Origin of the sequence: Nocardia sp. NPDC051463 (assembly GCF_040681975.1) — a bacterium.
Taxonomy (GTDB): Bacteria; Actinomycetota; Actinomycetes; order Mycobacteriales; family Mycobacteriaceae; genus Nocardia.
Genome location: NZ_JBFBAB010000003.1, coordinates 41,835 through 59,921, shown reverse-complemented (window position 1 = coordinate 59,921; position 18,087 = coordinate 41,835). Strand labels below are relative to the sequence as shown.

The window sequence follows — 18,087 nt, the reverse complement described above, 5'->3', positions numbered from 1 at the left end:
AGTCATCGCGAAGGGGCACTGGACCACGAAAGCCGTGCACCGGGCTAGCCGATCCGCGACGATCGTAAGCGAATAGCCGAACCGCACGCCATAGCCACGCTCGAGGAAAACGTGGTCGCGAAGCCCCGGCTCGATCCAATCGAAGTGCGCCGGGCGGATCGCCGGCCGGTGCCCGTCCTCCTGGCGGAGGGCCGCTACGACGCCGATAGTTAGTTTCTTCACCAAATGAGCCTCCGCGCGCGTAGCCCGGCGCCTCGGTGTCGTCGGGCGGTCACCGACGCCGTCGACCACCGCGAATCCGTGCACGATCTTGCGCATATCTGTCGGATTCGTGGGCATTCGCAGATTAGGAGAACTGGGAGTTACAGAGAAGAGCGCCGATGCCAGAGTTCGCGCTGCTCGGACGTGGTCCGGAAGGCGGCGGGGCCGCCCTGGATCAAGTCGCGCTGATGACCGGGGCCGCGATGGTGGTCGCCGTCGCGTTGTTCTGGGTCGCCTACCTCCATCGCACCCGCAGGATCACCTGGTTGACAACCACGGCCGATCGGCTGGGTCGGCTCGCCAATCGGCCGGGCTGGGTGGCATTGCCGCTGGCGCTGTTCATCGCCACCACCCTCACGGCGCTGTTCGGCTTCATCTGGGATGTGAGCCTGCACATCGGCAAGGGCCGCGATCAAGGTCCGCTGGCCAATCCGGCCCACTACTTCATCCTGGTGGGGTTGTTCTTCCTGTTCATCGCGGGGATGTCAGCCATCGTCCTACCGCTCGACGAGAAGCCTGGTCCGGCCGCCATCCGAATCACCCGCGACTGGCACGCACCGGTCGGTGGCGTGCTCATGGCGGGCGCGGGGCTCTACGCCCTGATCGGCTTCCCGCTCGACGACATCTGGCACCGGCTCTTCGGCCAGGACGTCACTCTCTGGGGGCCGACGCATCTGATGCTGATCGGTGGGGCAGGGCTATCGCTGATCGCGGTCCTGCTGCTCGAATTCGAGGGCCGCTTCGACCGACCCGACCCGGAACGCGCGGATGGCCCGTTGATGTGGCTGGTGCGGGCCTTCGCCTTCGGCGGATTGCTGATCGGACTATCGGTGTACCAGGTCGAATTCGACTTCGGTGTCGAGCAGTTCCGCCTCGTCTTCCAGCCGGTGCTGATCGCCGCCGCGAGCACGATCGCCCTGGTCGCGGCGCGCTACACCCTCGGGCGCGGGGGCGCACTGGTGGTCGTCGCGTTCGCGTTCGTGGTGCGCGGGTCTGTTGCGGTGCTGGTCGGTCCCGTGCTGGGCGCACCGCACAATGTGTTCCCGCTGTACCTCGGCATCGCGCTGGTGGTGGAGTCGATGGGGGTGCTGCCGCTGATCGGTAGACCCGTGTGGTGGGGTGCGCTCACCGGGCTGGTAGCCGCCACCGCCGGACTCTGGCTCGAATCCTTGTGGGTACGGCGAATGTTCGTCGCCCCCTGGCCCCGCGCCATGTGGCCGGAACTGCTCGCAATGGCGGTGCCGGTCGGGGTCGCGGGCGGCGTACTCGGGGCGATGCTCGGCCTCGTCCTGCGCGGCGAGCCTTTGCCTGCGCCCTCGGTGCGGCGCGTGATCGTCATCGGCGCCGTGGCGATTGCCGCCCTGGCCACTGCCAACGGTCTGCGCATCGACGTCCCCGAGAATGCCTCCGCGACAGTGCAATTGCGCGATGCCGAACCGGTGGACGGCGGGCGAACGGTGACCGCCGATGTCACATTATCCCCGGCCGATCTGGTCAGCGCGGATCCGGAGTGGGTGCAGATCCTCGCATGGCAGGGCGGTATCGGCCTAGCGAGTCCTGGTCGCGGACTGGTGGTCGATCGGCTGCAGCAGGTCGGTCCCGGACACTACGTCAGCACGAAACCGGTTCCGGCCTACGGCAACTGGAAGACGATCCTGCGAGTGCACGACGCCCGCACACTGACCGGACTGCCGATCTACATGCCACACGACCGCGGCATCGATGCGGCCGAGGTTCCCGCGCTGGCTCAGTTCACCCGGCCGTTCGTCGCGGAAGTCACCGTGCTGCAGCGAGAACGATCCTTCGATCACCCGGCCTGGCTGCTCACGACCGCGTCGATGGTCGTGCTGCTCTGTTCGCTCGCCCTCATCTGGGCGTTGTCATGGGGCGCGGCTCGCATCAACCTCGCCTACCACCGTGCCGCGCAGCCCGACTCGTCGACGCCGACGGCACCGCGGTGAGAGTCGAAGACGGCGTGGAGGTTCTCGCCGATCACACTGTCTTGCTGGCCATCCCCGCGTTCGTGCCGGCGCTGGCGCTGGTGGGTGTCATCGTGGTGATCGCGGTGCGTGATCGCCGCGCCGAGGCCCGCGAGGCGGCCGCCGACGACGACAGCGAATCACGCTCGGAGGAGAAACAGAATTGATGCGCGAAGCCGGGCGAATACTTGCCGCGCTCATTGTCGAGTCGGCGATCGTCGCCGCGTGTTCGACGACTTCCGATTCAGACGCAGACCGAGTGTCGCCGACCGTATCCCCTGGCGCAGAGGTCAGCATCGCGGTGCGAATCGCCGGAGGGACGGTCACTCCCACGAACTCACGCACCGAGGCACGAGTATTTCAGCCGATCGTCCTTCGCGTCGACAGCGACACCACCGAGGAACTGCATGTGCACTCCGAGCCGAGCTACACCTTTTCTGTCGAACCCCGCGCCGGGCAGGAATTCCGGTTCACGGTCCTGGTGCCCGCTCGTGTCGACGTGGAACTGCACCATGCCGGTAAGACCGTGACCACGCTGCTGATTCGCCGGTGACCTCGCTGGCGCACGGTATCGACGGCGCCGCCGATCTGCCGATTCCGTTGTCCTACGCGCTGATCGGAGCGGCCTGGACGCTGACGTTCTCGTTCGCGGTACTGCTGGTGGTGTGGCGGCGGCCCCGGCTGGACCCGGACTCACCCGGCGTGCTGTTGCCTGCCGTCGTCGGGTCCATGGTCGATTCTCGGACGGTTCGGGCACTGATCGCCGCGGCGAGCGTCGTTGCCGCGAGTGTGGTCGGACTGATCGTGGTATCGGGTTCGCCTTCGCCGCAGCGCAATCCGGTCCCCGGCGTGGTGTACATCTACCTGTGGGTCGGGGTGATGCTGGCGTCACTGCTACTCGGGCCGGTCTGGAAGGTGGTCTCACCGGTGCGGGCAATACACCGATTCGGCTGCCTGATGTCGGGTCGTAGTCCCGACGACGGCGTCTTCGGCTACCCGTCGTCGTGGGGGTGCCGCCCTGCGGTGCTGGGACTGTTCGCCTTCGTCTGGCTGGAACTGGCGGCACCCGATCCCGGTTCGGTTGCGGCCGTCGGCTGGTGGCTGCTCGGGTATGTGCTGATCACGAGCGCGGGTACGGTTCTATTCGGCACGGTGTGGGCCGAGCGTGCCGACCCCTTCGAGGTCTACAGCAGTCTGCTGGCCCGCCTCGGCCCGCTGGGACGCCGTCGTCGGTCGGGTGCCCTGGTGTTGCGCGCACCGTTGAACAACCTGGCCGGGACTCCGGTACTGCCCGGGTCCGTGGCGCTCGCGGCGACGCTGTTGGGTTCCACCGCCTTCGACAGCCTCTCCGCGCTGCCCGCCTGGCGGAATCTCCGCGACTCGCTCAGCGGCGATTCGGTCGTGGCTGCCACGATGATTCGCACCATCGGACTGCTCACCGTAATCCTGGTCGTGGGAACAGTTTTCAGCCTGTCGGCCCGCGCGACCGGTGGTCTCGACCGCGTCGAGCGGGCTCGGCTGCCCGGTCTGCTCGCCCACAGCATCACACCGATCATCGCGGGCTACGTGATCGCGCACTACCTAACCTTTCTCGTCGAGAAAGGCCAGAACACGCTGCTGCTCTTCGAAGATCCGTTGCAGCGCGGCTGGAACCTTCTCGGGCTCGCGGGCCACCGCGTGCACTACGTGCTGTCGAACCATCCCTCCGTGCTGGCCACCACGAAGGTGCTCGCCGTCCTCACCGGCCACGTACTCGGCGTCACCGCCGCCCACGATCGCTGCCTGTACCTGCTCCCGCCCGCCCATCGCGCCACCGGCCAGCTCGCCCTGATGCTGACCATGGTCGGATTCACCTTCACCGGGTTGTATCTGCTGTTCGGCGGATGAATCAACCGCGGGACGGGTTGGCGCACTACCGAAACGGCCGTCGTTCAGTCGTCGATGGTCCAGACCTTGGCCGCTGCTTCCCTGGTGAGCTTCGCGAGCAATACACATCGCGGAATCGTCTGGCCGGCAAAATGATCGAGCGATGGCACCACCACATGGTGCGCGTCGGCCCGCTTGAGCTCCTGCGTGAGCTCGGCGAACGCGGCGCCGTCACCCGAAGTCGATTCATGGAACGTTGCTGCGAAGCAGAGGCCCGCCTCGCGGGCGAGGGTGCTCATCGCATCCTCTAGCTCCGCACTCCGACCATCGGCCAAATCTTCACGCAAGTACCCATAGATCAACGCCTCCACCCGAACCTCCATTGGATTGGGATCGGTGTTCTTTGGTGTGGAACACCCCGCCTTCCGTGGCGTACGGTACTCCTGCAAGGACAGATGTACTTGCAAAAGCAATCTGGCGACCTTCCCACACCGACATCCAGTATTGCGAACTCCACACTGCGAATGCAGCTGTCAACTCGCGGACACCTGCATGCCCTGGCCCGCCTCGTCGGCGCTACGGCGCCTTGGCTATTGGGCCGCACATCACTTGCCGAGACGATTTATCACGATATCGACCAACCTCCGCCGATTCGAGCTGACTCGAGTTCACTTCTGGCTATCCTCATGCGCCATGGACGAGATCGAACTGCAACCGCCGACAGTCACGTCCCCACGCCACACCGGACTCATCGTGGACGTCGCGGACGTCGGCCTCGGCGACCCGATGGCCACAACGGGCGAACCGACCCGCCCGTACATTCGCTGCACCGACAGCACCCTGCTACAGCTGCCCGAACAACTGCACGACTGGGCGATCACGGTCATCGCAACCACCCACGCCCACTTGGCCACTCGTCATCCGACGATGTTCCCCCGCCAGATCGAGTTCGGCGTCCTCGACGGCGCCATGTACGCCGAACTGCTATAGGCACCCGCCGACCGCGCGGCCCGCGGGTGCCGTGCCGGTGGCAGGATGGGACCGGTCAGAATCCTTGGGGCCGAGATGCCCGCTCCCATTCATGCTCCAGCATCGCGTAAACCGCGGTATCGCCCCATTCGTTCTCGAGCCACATGTCTTGCGCGTGCAAAGCTTCGCGACGCATTCCGATTCGCTCCAGCACACGGGCAGAAGCATGATCGCGCGCATCCAGCCTTGCGGTAATGCGGTGCAGCGACAGCTCTTCGAATCCCAATCGCAAGAGCACGCACGCCGCCCCGGTGGCATAACCGCGCCCTGCCGCATCCGGCGAAAAAACGAACCCGATCTCACCGGTGCGGTTGTGCGCATCGCGCCAGAACAAGACAACATCGCCGAGCAGCCGACCCGACGCCACCTCCTCGACGCATAGATTGAGCGCCTGACCAACTTCGGTGAGCTCAGTTCTGGCCCACACTCCCGAGATCCGCTCCGCCATCTCCGCGCGAGACATCGGCTCGTACGGCAAATACCGACAGACGTCGGGGCGGGATTCATAGGCATGCATGTCGTCGATGTCCGCGACGGTTGCCGGCCGAAGTGCGAGCCGCTCGGCCACGATCGGATAGTCCGGTTGCAGCACGCCTTCCGACCCTAGCGGCCGCCGATTTTCGGCAACGTCGCCACAGCGAGTCACAAGCGGCTTTCACATCCATCGGGGATAGGTCCGGCAAACTCCGCAGCCCTTGAATAAACGATATGTGACCGGCGTTACAGTGGTTGCGGGCAAACACGAAGGAAACCGATTGAACACAGCAGCGCGCGGCAATCCCTGGGTCGCCGTCAGACCGGATGACGACCTCACACAGTTGGCGCAAAGGGTGTCGTCCGCGCACCGCTCCTTCCTGGAAGGCGTCGACCGTCTGCCGACGCTGCGCCCCGACGGCGACTCGGTGCGTTCGGTGGTTCTCGATTCCTGGCGGCGTAGCCGCAACAACGGTGTGAATCCGGACGGCTTCGGCGATGCGGTGGATCTCGACGGACTGGAACTACAGCGGTATCGGGCCGCGCATCCGACAGCGCTCATCCGGCCGGTGGTACGAAAACTGCTGGTCGAAGACGCCGCTGAGGCCGGATTGCTCGTGGCGATCAGTGACGCCGAGGGCCGGTTGCTGTGGGTCGAGGGTGATTCGAAGGTCAAGGACCGAGCCCTTGCGATGAACTTCGTGGAGGGCGCGGACTGGAGTGAGGACAGGGTCGGCACCAACGCCCCCGGTACCGCACTCGCCCTCGATCACCATGTGCAGATCTTCGGGGCCGAACACTTCAGCCGCATCGCGCACGAGTGGAGCTGCTCGGCCGCCCCCGTGCACGATCCGCTCACCGGCCGGATCATCGGAGCCATCGACATCACCGGCGGGCCGCGCGTCGCCGCGGTAGAGGTGTTATCGCTGATCAGAGCGACGGTGCTGGCCGCGGAATCCGAGCTGCGGCTCCACCTGCTCAACTCGCCCGAACCGCTCGATGCGACGACGCCGCGGTTGCGGGTGCTCGGCTCGGAGCGGCCGTCGCTGACCCGCGACGGTGAGCGCATCCGCCTGTCGCAGCGACATGCCGAGATCCTGTTGCTGCTGGCCGACCACCCGGAAGGCCTGAGCGCCGACCACCTCGCGATGCTGCTCGACGAATCGGAGCTGGATCCGGTGACAGTACGAGCGGAGCTGTCCCGAGTGCGAAAGCTGTTGGGTGCCCACGGTCTCGGCTCGCGACCGTATCGACTGCTGATGGAGCTCGACACCGATGTCGACGAGGTCCGGCGCGCACTCGCGCGCGGCGATACGGCGGCGGCGTTGCGCGCCTACCCGGGCCCGATCCTGCCCCGTTCGCTGGCGCCCGGCATCACCGAGCTGCGCGCCGAGTTGCGTGCTCGCCTACGCGCCGCCCTGCTGACGGCAGGCGACCGCCGACTGCTCGGCCGGTGGACCAGTTCGGTCGACGGGCGCGACGACGTGGCAGCATGGACCGCCTACCTCGCTTCCCTCGACCGCCAGTCCTCGATGTATGCCCAGGTCAAGTCCCAGCTGACGCTGCTCGACCACAAATTGGGCATTTGACCAATTTCTTGCAACTGTCGTGCAACATGAACGCTCGTAGTGTTCCGGATCACACCTGCCGCAGGAAATGGCACCAGACCGAGGAGCATTCGATGACCGTCTTCGCCCGCCCAGGAACGCCCGACGCCGCCATGGCGTTCCAGGCCCGCTACGACAATTGGATCGGCGGTGAATGGGTAGCGCCTGTCAAGGGGCAATACTTCGAGAATCCGACCCCGATCACGGGTCAGCCGTTCTGCGAGGTCGCCCGCGGCACCGCCGAGGACATCGAACTCGCCCTCGATGCCGCTCACGCCGCCGCGCCGGCTTGGGGCAAGTCCTCGGTCGCCGAACGCGCCATCGTCCTCAACAAGATCGCCGACCGGATGGAGCAGCACCTCGAGGCGATCGCCCTCGCGGAGACCTGGGACAACGGCAAGCCGATCCGCGAAACCCTGGCCGCCGATATTCCGCTCGCGATCGATCATTTCCGCTACTTCGCCGGCGCCATCCGCGCCCAGGAGGGCTCGCTGTCGGAGATCAATGTCGACACGGTCGCCTACCACTTCCACGAGCCGCTCGGTGTGGTCGGCCAGATCATTCCGTGGAACTTCCCGATTCTGATGGCGGTCTGGAAGCTGGCACCCGCCCTCGCCGCGGGCAATGCTGTCGTGCTCAAGCCCGCCGAGCAGACGCCTGCCTCGATCCTGTTCCTGATCAGCCTCATCGGCGATCTGCTGCCGCCCGGCGTCGTCAATATCGTCAACGGCTTCGGTGTCGAGGCGGGCAAACCACTGGCATCGAGCCCGCGGATCAAGAAGATCGCGTTCACCGGCGAGACCACGACCGGCCGCTTGATCATGCAGTACGCCTCCCAGAACCTGATTCCGGTCACCCTGGAGCTCGGCGGTAAGAGCCCGAACATCTTCTTCTCCGATGTGCTCGCCGCGAATGACGACTACCAGGACAAGGCCCTGGAAGGCTTCACCATGTTCGCGCTCAATCAGGGCGAGGTCTGCACCTGCCCGTCGCGCGCGCTCATCCAGGCCGATATCTACGACGAATTCCTGGCCTCGGCCGTGGTGCGCACCAAGGCCGTGCGGCAGGGCGATCCGCTGGACACCGAGACCATGATCGGCGCGCAGGCCAGCAACGACCAGCTCGAAAAGATCCTGTCCTACATCGAGATCGGCAAGGGTGAGGGCGCCACACTGCTCACCGGCGGTGAGCGCGCCGACCTCGGCGGCGACCTGTCCGGCGGCTACTACGTGCAGCCAACGGTCTTCGCGGGACACAACGCGATGCGGATCTTCCAGGAAGAAATCTTCGGCCCCGTCGTCTCGGTCACGTCGTTCGCCGACTACGACGACGCCATCAAGATCGCCAACGACACCCTCTACGGACTCGGCGCCGGCGTGTGGTCGCGTGACGGCGCGGTGGCCTACCGGGCAGGCCGCGATATCCAGGCCGGGCGGGTGTGGACCAACACCTACCACCAGTACCCCGCGCATGCGGCGTTCGGCGGCTACAAGCAGTCCGGGATCGGCCGCGAGAACCACCACATGATGCTCGACCACTACCAGCAGACGAAGAACCTCTTGGTCGGCTACGCGTCGAAGGCGCAAGGCTTCTTCTGATGGTCGATGCCGCTGCGGCAATCCCCCGGCGGGTGCGTGCCACCGCGGCGGCGATGGATTTGCTCCGTCGCCTCCGCGGTCTGCACGGGCCGCTGATGCTGCACCAGTCCGGCGGCTGCTGTGACGGCTCTGCGCCGATGTGCTATCCGGCAGGTGAATTCGTGGTCGGCGACCGCGATGTGCTGCTCGGACTGCTCGACCTGCGGTTGCTGGTCGACGAACTGCCCGACACTGCGCCCGAACCGGACGATATCGCGCCGGTGTGGATCTCGGGCCCGCAGTTCGCCGCCTGGCAGCACACCCAGCTCGTCCTCGACGTCGTGTCGGGACGTGGTTCCGGATTCAGCCTGGAATCGCCCGAGGGGTTCCGATTCCTCAGTCGCGGACGAGTTTTCGAGCAAGCCGAACTCCTTGCACTGGCCACGGTCGACACCGTGACCGGCGCGGACTGGGAGCGCGGTGAACGTCCCGCACCACCAACCCAACCGCAGGTCGTCGCAGAAGCGGCCGATGCCTGCCCCGTTCCCGATCGCGGAACATCCCAGAACACCCTGTGATTCATCCAGCAAGAAGGAGGTCGCGATGGCGATCCCCACCAATAAGCCCACCCACGAGGACTTCCACACCGAGGACAGTGCCTACCTCGCGAAGCGAACCCTGAAGTCGGGGTCCGCGGGCTGGCTACTCCTCGCCGGTCTCGGCGTCAGCTATGTGATCTCCGGCGATTACGCCGGCTGGAACAACGGCCTGGCGCAGGGCGGTTTCGGCGGATTGCTCATCGCCACCGTGGTCATCGCGGGCATGTACCTGGCCATGGTGCTCGGCATGGCCGAGATGTCCTCGGCGTTGCCCGCGGCGGGTGGTGGCTACACCTTCGCCCGGCGCGCGCTCGGGCCATGGGGCGGCTTCGCCACCGGCGCTGCCGTTCTCATCGAGTACGCCATCGCGCCCGCCGCCATCGCGACGTTCATCGGCGCGTATGTCGAATCGCTGAATCTGTTCGGCATCACCGACGGCTGGTGGGTCTATCTGGCGGTGTACGCGTTATTCATCGGCATTCATCTCACTGGTGCCGGTGAGGCGCTCAAGGCGATGTTCGTCATCACCGCGATCGCGTTGGTCGGTTTGGCTGTGTTCGCGGTGTCGGCATGGGGGTTGTTCGACGCGGGGAAGCTGACCGACATCCCCGCCGATCCCGCCGCAATGGGCAGTTCGTCGTTCCTGCCGTTCGGATACTTCGGGATCTGGGCAGCGGTGCCGTTCGCGATCTGGTTCTTCCTGGCCGTCGAGGGCGTGCCGCTGGCCGCCGAAGAAGCGCGGGAGCCGGAGAAGAACGTGCCCAAGGGCATCATCATCAGCATGCTGGTGCTGATCGTGACCGGCGCGATTGTGCTGTTCCTTGCGACCGGAGCGCTCGGCGCCCAGGCGATTTCGACCTCGGGTAACCCACTGGTCGAAGCCCTCGGTGATTCCGGCGCCGCCAAGCTCGTCAACTACATCGGCCTGGCCGGATTGGTGGCAAGCTTCTTCTCGATCGTCTACGCCTACTCGCGGCAGACCTTCGCGCTCTCGCGGGCCGGATACCTGCCGACGAGCCTGTCGGTCACCAACGCGCGCAAAGCTCCGATGCTCGCCCTGATCGTGCCCGGCATCATCGGCTTCGCACTCTCGCTCACCGGTGAGGGCGCCATGCTGCTGAACATGGCCGTGTTCGGCGCGGCGCTGAGCTACGTGCTCATGATGATCAGCCATATCGTGCTGCGTGTCCGCGAGCCGCACATGCCGCGGCCCTACCGCACCCCGGGCGGCATTCTCACCACGGCCTTCGCCCTCGTGATCGCCTGCGCCGCCGTCATCGCCACCTTCCTCGTCGACCGCACGGCCGCGACCTGGACCTTGCTCGCCTTCGCCGGGTTCATGGCCTACTTCGGCTTCTACAGTCGCCATCGCCTGGTCGCCAACTCGCCCGACGAGGAATTCGCCGCCCTGGCCAAGGCGGAAGAGGAACTCGAATGACGATCTATCACCAGCAGATCGGCGGCACCAACTACACCTTCGACGGCCTAGTCGACTTGATGGCCAAGGCGACGCCGCGGCGTGGCGGCGACGAATTGGCCGGCTGCGCGGCGGCATCCGACGCCGAGCGGGCGGCCGCGCAGTGGGCGCTGGCCGAAGTGCCGCTCGAGTGGTTCCTGCGCGAACTCTTGGTGCCCTACGAGGACGACGAGGTCACCCGGCTGATCATCGACTCGCACGATCGCGTCGCCTTCCAAGCGATCTCGCATCTGACCGTCGGCGGCCTGCGGGACTGGCTGATGGAAACATCGGCCCGCGAGGATGCCGCTGCCAGGCTGCGTGCGGTATCCCCCGGGCTGACACCGGAAATGGTAGCCGCGGTCAGCAAGATCATGCGCAATCAGGATCTCATCGCGGTCGCCCGCGCCACCGAGGTGACGGCGGGCTTCCGTACGACGATCGGGCTGCCCGGACGACTGAGCACCCGCTTGCAGCCCAACCATCCGACCGACGACCCGCGCGGTATCGCCGCCGCCACCCTCGATGGACTGCTGCTCGGCTGCGGTGACGCCGTGATCGGCATCAATCCGGCGACCGATTCCCCGCACGCCACCGCGGAGCTACTGCACCTGCTCGACGAGATCCGGCAACGCTTCGCCATTCCGACCCAGTCGTGTGTGCTCTCGCATGTGACCACCACGATCGAGCTGATCGAGCAGGGCGTTCCGGTGGATCTGGTGTTCCAGTCCATCGCGGGGACCGAAGGCGCGAATGCCGGTTTCGGGGTGAACATCTCGCTGCTGCGCGAAGGCAACGAAGCGGGACGATCGCTACATCGCGGCACTGTCGGCGACAACGTGATGTATCTGGAAACAGGGCAAGGATCGGCGCTGTCGGCGGGGGCGCACCTGGGCACCGGTGGCAAACCGGTCGACCAGCAGACCTTGGAGGCTCGCGCATACGCGGTGGCAAGGGACCTACAGCCACTGCTGGTGAATACGGTCGTCGGCTTCATCGGCCCCGAATATCTCTACGACGGCAAACAGATCATCCGCGCCGGTCTCGAAGACCACTTCTGCGGCAAATTGCTCGGACTACCCATGGGCGTCGACGTCTGCTACACCAATCACGCCGAGGCCGACCAGGACGATATGGACACCCTGCTGACCCTCCTGGGGGCGGCCGGAGCGGCGTTCGTCATCGCGGTGCCCGGCGCCGACGACGTGATGCTCGGCTACCAGAGTCTCAGCTTCCACGACGCCCTGTACGCGCGGCGGGTACTCGGCCTGCGCGCCGCACCCGAGTTCGAGACGTGGCTGCAAGGACTCGGCATGGCCGATGCGACGGGCCGAATACTTCCGGTGGAAATCGCCTCCTCCCCGCTGCGCGAACTGACGGGAGCGCTATGAGTATCGAGCGCAGACACCGAGCGCCGCAGGACTTCTGGGACACGCTGCGCCCGAGCACCCAGTCCAGGATCGGTTTGGGCCGAGTCGGCGATGCGCTGCCGACCGCGAGTGTGCTCGAATTCCGCTCGGCCCATGCCGCGGCCCGCGACGCGGTACACCTGCCACTCGACGTGTCCGCCTTGGCAACTCGGGTCGAAGCGGTCGGCCTCGGCACCCCCGTGACGGTCCGCAGCCGAGCCACCTCTCGACCGGAATACCTGCGCCGGCCTGACCTCGGCCGACTCCCCGCCGACCTGACCCCTATCCCCCACACCGGCGCCGACCTCGGCTTCGTCCTAGGCGACGGACTGTCCCCCCGCGCACTCATGGACCATGGCGCACCGCTACTTGCCGCCCTCGCGGAAGAACTCGCCGGCACCTATTCGATCGCACCTCCGGTCATCGCCACCCAAGCTCGCGTCGCCCTCGGCGATCACATCGCCACCGCGATGGGCGTGCGTACCCTGGTCGTCCTCATCGGCGAACGCCCGGGCCTCTCGGTCGCAGACAGCCTCGGCATATACCTCACCCACCTGCCCGAGCCCGGCCGGACCGATGCCGACCGCAACTGCATCTCCAATATTCATCCGCCCGAGGGCCTCGGCTACCGCCAGGCCGCAAAGGTGGTGTCCAGCTTGATTTCCGGCGCACGGAAGCTGGGCAGATCCGGCGTCGACCTCAAGGACACCTCCCGTACCGACGAGCTGGTTGCCACCGAGGTGCTGACGATTCCGGGGCCTGCCGTATAGCAAGGTAAAGAATCGACGACAATTGTGTGCCAACCGTTTGATGGATCCACCACGCAGTGCGGCGATCGTGGCATTCCTACAGCCCGCCAAGCGAATCGACGTCAGCGCACTCCGGCGGGGGTACGTACGTATACCGACCCGTCGATGGCCCTCATCGTTCGGCCATCGCGATGTTGTCGGCTGTTGAAAACCCTGATTGCGACCTGTGACCTGCGGCTCGGCGATCCGACGAGCAGGATGATCCATTCGAGGCTCTTGCCGTAGCCACTCGTAGGTCTTTCCCTCGACTACCTACGCAGCACAGGGTGCGGACATACCGCGAGCTACCGATGCGCAACGTCGGCCGCTCAGCAATGCTCATTACACCGACCGACGCAGCCCACAGGCCGTGTGGCGACAATCCACCCGCACTTATTCATCATTCAGGAAGTACCTCAGATGACCGAACAACCGGTGCAAACAAGGCCCGTTCGCCCGTGTGGCATTGCGGTAGATCGCATCGGCGCAAAGAGCGCAGCGACCAGAAACCGGCCTGGCGTGAAAACACAGGGCAAAGTCAGTCTGGTCGATGTCGCCATGGAATGCGGAATCGCGGCCATTCAGCAAAGGATTGCCGATCTACGTTCCGACGGCCATTACACGGCAGCGCTGTGTATCGAGCGAGAACTCGCTCAATTGCGGCCGGACTCGATGCCGTGATGCCCCGAGTCGGAGCACCAACTCAATCCCACAGCCGCGAATAGGGCAGACTCGGCAGCACGGCGGAGATGTCGCTATCGATGGTCACCTGCAGTGCGGGTGACCATTTCGCCAGTGCCGCAGTGAAATTGCGAGCCTGATCCAAGGTCGCGCGGAAGGCGAGAGCCAGCGCTCCGGATGTGATCCGGAGGCGGCATTCGGCGGGTTGCCTCGTGACGGTGCTCTCCCGGCGATCGAAGGTCGAATGCGGGCGGGCAGCCCCTTCGGGCGAATCCTGGCGAAGGGGCGGACGAACGGTCCGGCCGACAGCAGTGGCATCGATGTGCCCGAAGTCCTTCATCGGATTGCCTCCCAGTGCTCCTCCATGGTCGCCGTGTTCGACAGGTCGATGCCCACCGACGACATGTCCGGCGTCATGAGACGCTCGACGGTCTCCCTATTCGCCTGGGTCATCTCTGATCCTTCGATCGCTGTCTGGACAGGAAGACAAATCTGTCCGCGGTAGACATAGTTCATGGCGGCAATTCCGCCCACCTGTGGTGGACGGCAGGCGTCGAGCGCCGACTTCGCCGTCCGCCACACCCGGCGAACGCGAACCGCGGCGGCGCTTGCGACGGGACAGGGTGGTCGGCTGCCCAGCCGAAGGGACAGCGCAGAACCGGCGAGACGTCAGCGGCGGCAACTTGTTCAGCCACTCCCAGCTTCACGCGATGGTGGCGGCGGTGTCACAGCGAGTCTCACCTACCGGGACGCACTGCCGGCGCCGAGACCCTTACCGCGCGGTCTCGGCACTGGCGCCAGTGTCATGACCACGGTCGTGACACCGAAATCCCGGTCATGCGCGCTGGATCACCTGTTTTCCCTGGTCGGATCATTCGCCTGAAAAGGGGAATTTATCGTGGTGAAGTATTGGACAACGGCACCGATGGCAATCGGGGCCGTGACGAGCAGTTGACCAGCAAGGGTGCCGAGTGCGCCCACCGCGATGATGCCACCGATACAGCCGACGGCAGCGGCCGGGATGAACGGCCCGAACATGCCGATGATGGTGGCAGCGGCCACGGTCGCACCGGCGATGCCACCGAGTACGCAGCCGACGATACCGCCGCCGACCCCGCCGACCGTCGTGCCGATCGCGGCGCCGGTCGCGATGGTGTCCTTCAGCCGAGTGAAGGCCGCGACTTCCCGTTCGTACGGCGTTCGCCATAGCGCCTGGTCTTCGAACGGGAGGGCAACCGGCTCGTAATTCGCATGCTCGATGTCGAATTTCGGTGTGAACGTTGCCGTCCGGTCCTCGATTACGGCGGCAATGGGAAAAACGAAATCGTCGACGCGGAACTCGAGCGGAGTGCCTGCGAGAACGGTTCCGTCTGCTGCTCGTACTTCGAATGTTCCGTTTTCGATCGCCATCGAACCCGAATCGATCTGCATGACCGCGCCTTCATCGGAAGCCGTTGTCGTGTAATTGATTACGCCGCTATCGGCGGTCGGCGGAGCGGCGCCGGCCGTTCCCGCCGTGATGCCGACAACCGCGATGGCCAGCGTCGACACTGTAGAAATTTTGCTCAGAAGCATGTTCCTGGACCCTAACTCAGTCGTGTGGATGGTGGCGAATACCTGCCGTTCGGAGCCGGATCACCGGCTCCGAACGCCCTGCTGTCAATCCTGGTGTGCCTTGCCGAGCACGGCGCCGGTGTTCGAGTCGATGGTCACCTCGTACTCGATGCCGTCGGGCGCTCTGAGTTCGACCTCCCAGACCGTGGTGCCCTGGTCGGCGTCGAGTTCTGCGGAGATCAGCGTGCTGCCCGGTAATGCCCCGAGCGCCTTGTCGATGGCCTGCTGCCGGTCGATCGCCGGGGCCGCGGTGAGTACCAAATCGTGGTCCGGCGGGAACAAGGCTACAGTGCGCTGGTCGTGCCACCGGCTATCGGTGCTCGTACTCAAAGCCACAGCGCCGCCGACGAAGAGGGCCGACACCGCCGCGCCGACGAGCAGCCAACGCAGACCCGCGAATATGCGGCGGAGAATGGGATCCATGAGGAAACCTCCTGTGAGAGTGGTTGTCTCGAAGCTGATGAGCACTGTCGCAGGGTGTGGCTGAAGGCAGCCTGAAGGCACCTGAAATCCGTTTCAGGAACGGTCTGCCAGGCTGTGCGCATGCGTTTGCTGATCGTGGAAGACGAGCAGCGCCTGGCTGAGACCTTGGCCAAGGGGCTTGCGGCAGAAGGTTTTGCGGTGGATGTCGTGCATAACGGAATCGACGGCCTACACCGCGCGAGGACCGGCGACTACGACCTGGTGCTCTTGGACATCATGCTGCCCGGCATGAACGGCTACCGAGTGTGTGCCGAACTGCGCGCCGCGGGCGACGAGACACCGGTGCTGATGCTCACCGCGAAGGACGGCGAATACGACGAAGCGGAAGGGCTGGACACCGGCGCCGACGACTATCTCAGCAAGCCGTTCTCGTATGTGGTGCTGCTGGCCCGTATTCGCGCCCTGCTGCGCCGCAGAACCCGCGGCGGCGCACCGGTGTTGAGCGTCGGCGACCTGACAGTCGACCCGAACACCCACACCTGTCGACGAGGGACACAGGAAGTGACACTGACCGCGAAGGAGCTCGCGGTCCTGGAGTACCTCGCCGTGCACGCCGGGGCGATAGTGTCGAAATCCGAAATCCTTCAGCATGTCTGGGACTTCGCCTACGACGGCGACCCCAACATCGTCGAGGTGTACATCAGCACGCTACGGCGAAAGATCGACGCGCCGTTCGGGCGCCGGTCGATCACCACCGTGCGTGGCGCCGGTTACCGCTTGGTGGCCGACCGTGGCTGACCGGACACGATGGTGGAGTTCGGTCCGTGCCCGCACCACCGCGATGGCCACCGCCGTCGTCGCGATCGCCCTGGTGGCCGCCGGTCTGGCCGTGCTCGCGGTGCTGCGGCACAACCTGGTCGACAGTGCAGGTCTGCAGGCGGAGTCGACCGCACGGCATGTCGCCGCCCAGCTCGCCACCGGGACCGACTTCGCGAATCTGAAGCTGCCCGACGCGGACAGTCAACCGGTGCAGGTGGTTTCGGCCGACGGGCGGGTCTTGGCAGCCGATGACGACCTGCTCGGCCACGGGCCCATGGCCCAATTCTCCCCTATCGCCGAATCGGAGTCCGAAGACGACGAGGAGGACGACGAGGACGACGAGCCGCAGCCAGCATCCGTACGAGGCTCGGGCACCATCGCATTCCGCGATATGCGACTGCCGGTGGCCCACGAGGACACCGGAAGCCACGACTTCCGGGTCGCCGCGCTCGACGCCGACATGCCTCGTGGACAGCACATCACGATCTACGCCGGCGCCTCGCTCGCGATCGCCGACAACGCCGTCGCGGGCGTGAGCCGTGCCATGGCGATCGGTCTGGTTCCGTTGCTCGCCCTCGTCGCGGGCGTGACCTGGCTGGTCACCAGACGGGCTCTGCGCCCGGTGGAGGCGATCAGGAGCGAACTCGCCGAAATCATGGGAGGTGACCTCTCCCGCCGGGTGCCGGTGCCCGCCTCGCACGACGAAATCGCCCGGCTCGCGACCACAACCAACACGACGCTGACCGCTTTGGAGGAATCCGCGCAACGCCAACGCCGCTTCATCGCCGATGCCGCGCACGAGCTGCGCAGCCCCATTGCGAGCCTGCGCACCCAACTCGAGGTCGCCCAAGCCCATCCGCAACTACTCGAATTGGATGGACTGATCGCCGATTCCGTGCGACTGGAGCATCTCGCCGCCGATCTCTTGCTGCTGGCCCGCCTCGACGCAGGCGAACAACCCCGCAGGGACCAAGTGGACCTCTCCGCGCTGGCTCGCGACGAATTGTCCCACCGCAACGGCGACCGCCACCCTGTTGAGGTGGCTATACCCGACGACTGTGTCGCCGTGCGTGGCAGCCGGATTCAGCTCAGCCGCGTGTTGGCCAACCTTGTCGACAACGCGCAGCGCCACGCTGCCACCGCGGTGCGCGTCACGCTGACACGCACCGACGGGAGGGTGGTTCTGGCGGTCAGCGACGACGGCGGCGGTGTGCCGGAGTCCGATCGGGACCGGATCTTCCAGCGGTTCGTCCGGCTCGACGAGGCCCGCAGCCGCGACGACGGCGGCGCGGGACTCGGTCTCGCCATCGTTCGTGACGTCGTCCAGCGTCACGGCGGCGAGATCCAGGTGGGTGCGAGCGCCGAAGGCGGCGCCCGCTTCGCGGTCACCCTGCCTGCTGCCGACCAATGAAGCGAGTTACCGAACGCGAGAGATCGCACCGTACCCGCCTCCACACCCGAGTGGAGGTCGTTTCTGGCGAAACCCGTCACGCGGCAACAGATTA

The 18,087-nt window shown here is 65.8% G+C and carries 19 protein-coding genes; 14 read left to right on the top strand and 5 right to left on the bottom strand.

The annotated features are described in order from the left end of the window. Nucleotides 1–380: 380 nt before the first annotated feature. Genes AB0M74_RS07595 through AB0M74_RS07580 form a run of 4 tightly spaced genes read left to right on the top strand, consistent with a single transcriptional unit; the run spans nucleotide 381 to nucleotide 4,127 of the window. Entirely contained in the window at nucleotides 381–2,222 is a 1,842-nt protein-coding gene (locus AB0M74_RS07595) for a hypothetical protein (RefSeq protein ID WP_364902899.1), read from the top strand. After that, on the top strand, nucleotides 2,219–2,407 hold the full coding sequence (locus AB0M74_RS07590; RefSeq protein WP_364902897.1) for a hypothetical protein: 189 nt from the start codon (nucleotides 2,219–2,221) through the stop codon (nucleotides 2,405–2,407). The genes AB0M74_RS07595 and AB0M74_RS07590 overlap by 4 nt, the downstream gene beginning before the upstream one ends. After that, nucleotides 2,407–2,793, top strand: a complete 387-nt coding sequence (locus AB0M74_RS07585; RefSeq protein WP_364902894.1) for a hypothetical protein — start codon at nucleotides 2,407–2,409, stop codon at nucleotides 2,791–2,793. The genes AB0M74_RS07590 and AB0M74_RS07585 overlap by 1 nt, the downstream gene beginning before the upstream one ends. Next, nucleotides 2,790–4,127: a hypothetical protein gene (locus AB0M74_RS07580; protein WP_364902893.1), complete on the top strand. Its 1,338-nt coding sequence runs from the start codon at nucleotides 2,790–2,792 to the stop codon at nucleotides 4,125–4,127. Before AB0M74_RS07585 ends, AB0M74_RS07580 begins: the two co-directional genes overlap by 4 nt. A gap of 44 nt (nucleotides 4,128–4,171) precedes the next feature. Here the strand turns inward: AB0M74_RS07580 and AB0M74_RS07575 are convergent, their stop codons facing one another. Then, complete coding sequence (locus AB0M74_RS07575; protein WP_364902890.1) at nucleotides 4,172–4,477, bottom strand: hypothetical protein; 306 nt, start codon at nucleotides 4,475–4,477, stop codon at nucleotides 4,172–4,174. Between the two features lie 322 nt (nucleotides 4,478–4,799). Between AB0M74_RS07575 and AB0M74_RS07570 the strand changes: the two genes are divergently transcribed. Continuing rightward, a complete protein-coding gene (locus AB0M74_RS07570; RefSeq protein ID WP_364902888.1) occupies nucleotides 4,800–5,096 on the top strand; it encodes a hypothetical protein in 297 nt (98 codons plus the stop codon). Nucleotides 5,097–5,151: 55 nt separating this feature from the next. On the opposite strand, the gene AB0M74_RS07565 is transcribed toward AB0M74_RS07570, so the two are convergent. Beyond that, on the bottom strand, nucleotides 5,152–5,727 hold the full coding sequence (locus tag AB0M74_RS07565) for a GNAT family N-acetyltransferase (RefSeq protein WP_364902885.1): 576 nt from the start codon (nucleotides 5,725–5,727) through the stop codon (nucleotides 5,152–5,154). Between the two features lie 163 nt (nucleotides 5,728–5,890). Between AB0M74_RS07565 and AB0M74_RS07560 the strand changes: the two genes are divergently transcribed. The 7 genes from AB0M74_RS07560 (at nucleotide 5,891) to AB0M74_RS07530 (ending at nucleotide 13,726) form a co-directional block, all read left to right on the top strand. After that, nucleotides 5,891–7,198, top strand: a complete 1,308-nt coding sequence (locus AB0M74_RS07560) for a transcriptional regulator (protein ID WP_364902883.1) — start codon at nucleotides 5,891–5,893, stop codon at nucleotides 7,196–7,198. Between the two features lie 92 nt (nucleotides 7,199–7,290). Further along, nucleotides 7,291–8,814, top strand: a complete 1,524-nt coding sequence (gene adh, locus AB0M74_RS07555) for an aldehyde dehydrogenase (RefSeq protein WP_364902881.1) — start codon at nucleotides 7,291–7,293, stop codon at nucleotides 8,812–8,814. Beyond that, complete coding sequence (locus AB0M74_RS07550) at nucleotides 8,814–9,371, top strand: DUF779 domain-containing protein (protein WP_364902878.1); 558 nt, start codon at nucleotides 8,814–8,816, stop codon at nucleotides 9,369–9,371. Before adh ends, AB0M74_RS07550 begins: the two co-directional genes overlap by 1 nt. A gap of 25 nt (nucleotides 9,372–9,396) precedes the next feature. After that, nucleotides 9,397–10,830 carry an ethanolamine permease gene (eat, locus tag AB0M74_RS07545; RefSeq protein WP_364902876.1) on the top strand — a complete coding sequence of 478 codons (1,434 nt, stop codon included), beginning with the start codon at nucleotides 9,397–9,399 and terminating at the stop codon, nucleotides 10,828–10,830. Beyond that, on the top strand, nucleotides 10,827–12,239 hold the full coding sequence (locus AB0M74_RS07540; protein ID WP_364902873.1) for an ethanolamine ammonia-lyase subunit EutB: 1,413 nt from the start codon (nucleotides 10,827–10,829) through the stop codon (nucleotides 12,237–12,239). Before eat ends, AB0M74_RS07540 begins: the two co-directional genes overlap by 4 nt. Further along, the gene (gene eutC, locus AB0M74_RS07535) at nucleotides 12,236–13,027 is read left to right on the top strand and encodes an ethanolamine ammonia-lyase subunit EutC (RefSeq protein WP_364902870.1); all 792 of its coding nucleotides are present in this window, start codon (nucleotides 12,236–12,238) and stop codon (nucleotides 13,025–13,027) included. The genes AB0M74_RS07540 and eutC overlap by 4 nt, the downstream gene beginning before the upstream one ends. Before the next feature lie 438 nt (nucleotides 13,028–13,465). Further along, nucleotides 13,466–13,726 carry a hypothetical protein gene (locus tag AB0M74_RS07530; protein ID WP_364902867.1) on the top strand — a complete coding sequence of 87 codons (261 nt, stop codon included), beginning with the start codon at nucleotides 13,466–13,468 and terminating at the stop codon, nucleotides 13,724–13,726. Nucleotides 13,727–13,748: 22 nt separating this feature from the next. On the opposite strand, the gene AB0M74_RS07525 is transcribed toward AB0M74_RS07530, so the two are convergent. The 3 genes from AB0M74_RS07525 to AB0M74_RS07515 form a co-directional block, all read right to left on the bottom strand. After that, nucleotides 13,749–14,066 carry a hypothetical protein gene (locus AB0M74_RS07525; protein WP_364902864.1) on the bottom strand — a complete coding sequence of 106 codons (318 nt, stop codon included), beginning with the start codon at nucleotides 14,064–14,066 and terminating at the stop codon, nucleotides 13,749–13,751. A gap of 509 nt (nucleotides 14,067–14,575) precedes the next feature. Beyond that, nucleotides 14,576–15,301, bottom strand: coding sequence for a hypothetical protein (locus AB0M74_RS07520; RefSeq protein WP_364902861.1), 726 nt, complete (start codon nucleotides 15,299–15,301; stop codon nucleotides 14,576–14,578). Nucleotides 15,302–15,385: 84 nt separating this feature from the next. Continuing rightward, nucleotides 15,386–15,763, bottom strand: coding sequence for a PepSY domain-containing protein (locus AB0M74_RS07515; protein WP_364902858.1), 378 nt, complete (start codon nucleotides 15,761–15,763; stop codon nucleotides 15,386–15,388). Nucleotides 15,764–15,883: 120 nt separating this feature from the next. Here AB0M74_RS07515 and AB0M74_RS07510 point away from each other — a divergent pair, with 120 nt between their 5' ends. Beyond that, nucleotides 15,884–16,561, top strand: a complete 678-nt coding sequence (locus AB0M74_RS07510) for a response regulator transcription factor (protein ID WP_364902855.1) — start codon at nucleotides 15,884–15,886, stop codon at nucleotides 16,559–16,561. After that, a complete protein-coding gene (locus tag AB0M74_RS07505; RefSeq protein ID WP_364902853.1) occupies nucleotides 16,554–17,993 on the top strand; it encodes a HAMP domain-containing sensor histidine kinase in 1,440 nt (479 codons plus the stop codon). Before AB0M74_RS07510 ends, AB0M74_RS07505 begins: the two co-directional genes overlap by 8 nt. The last annotated feature ends 94 nt before the right edge of the window (nucleotides 17,994–18,087 follow it).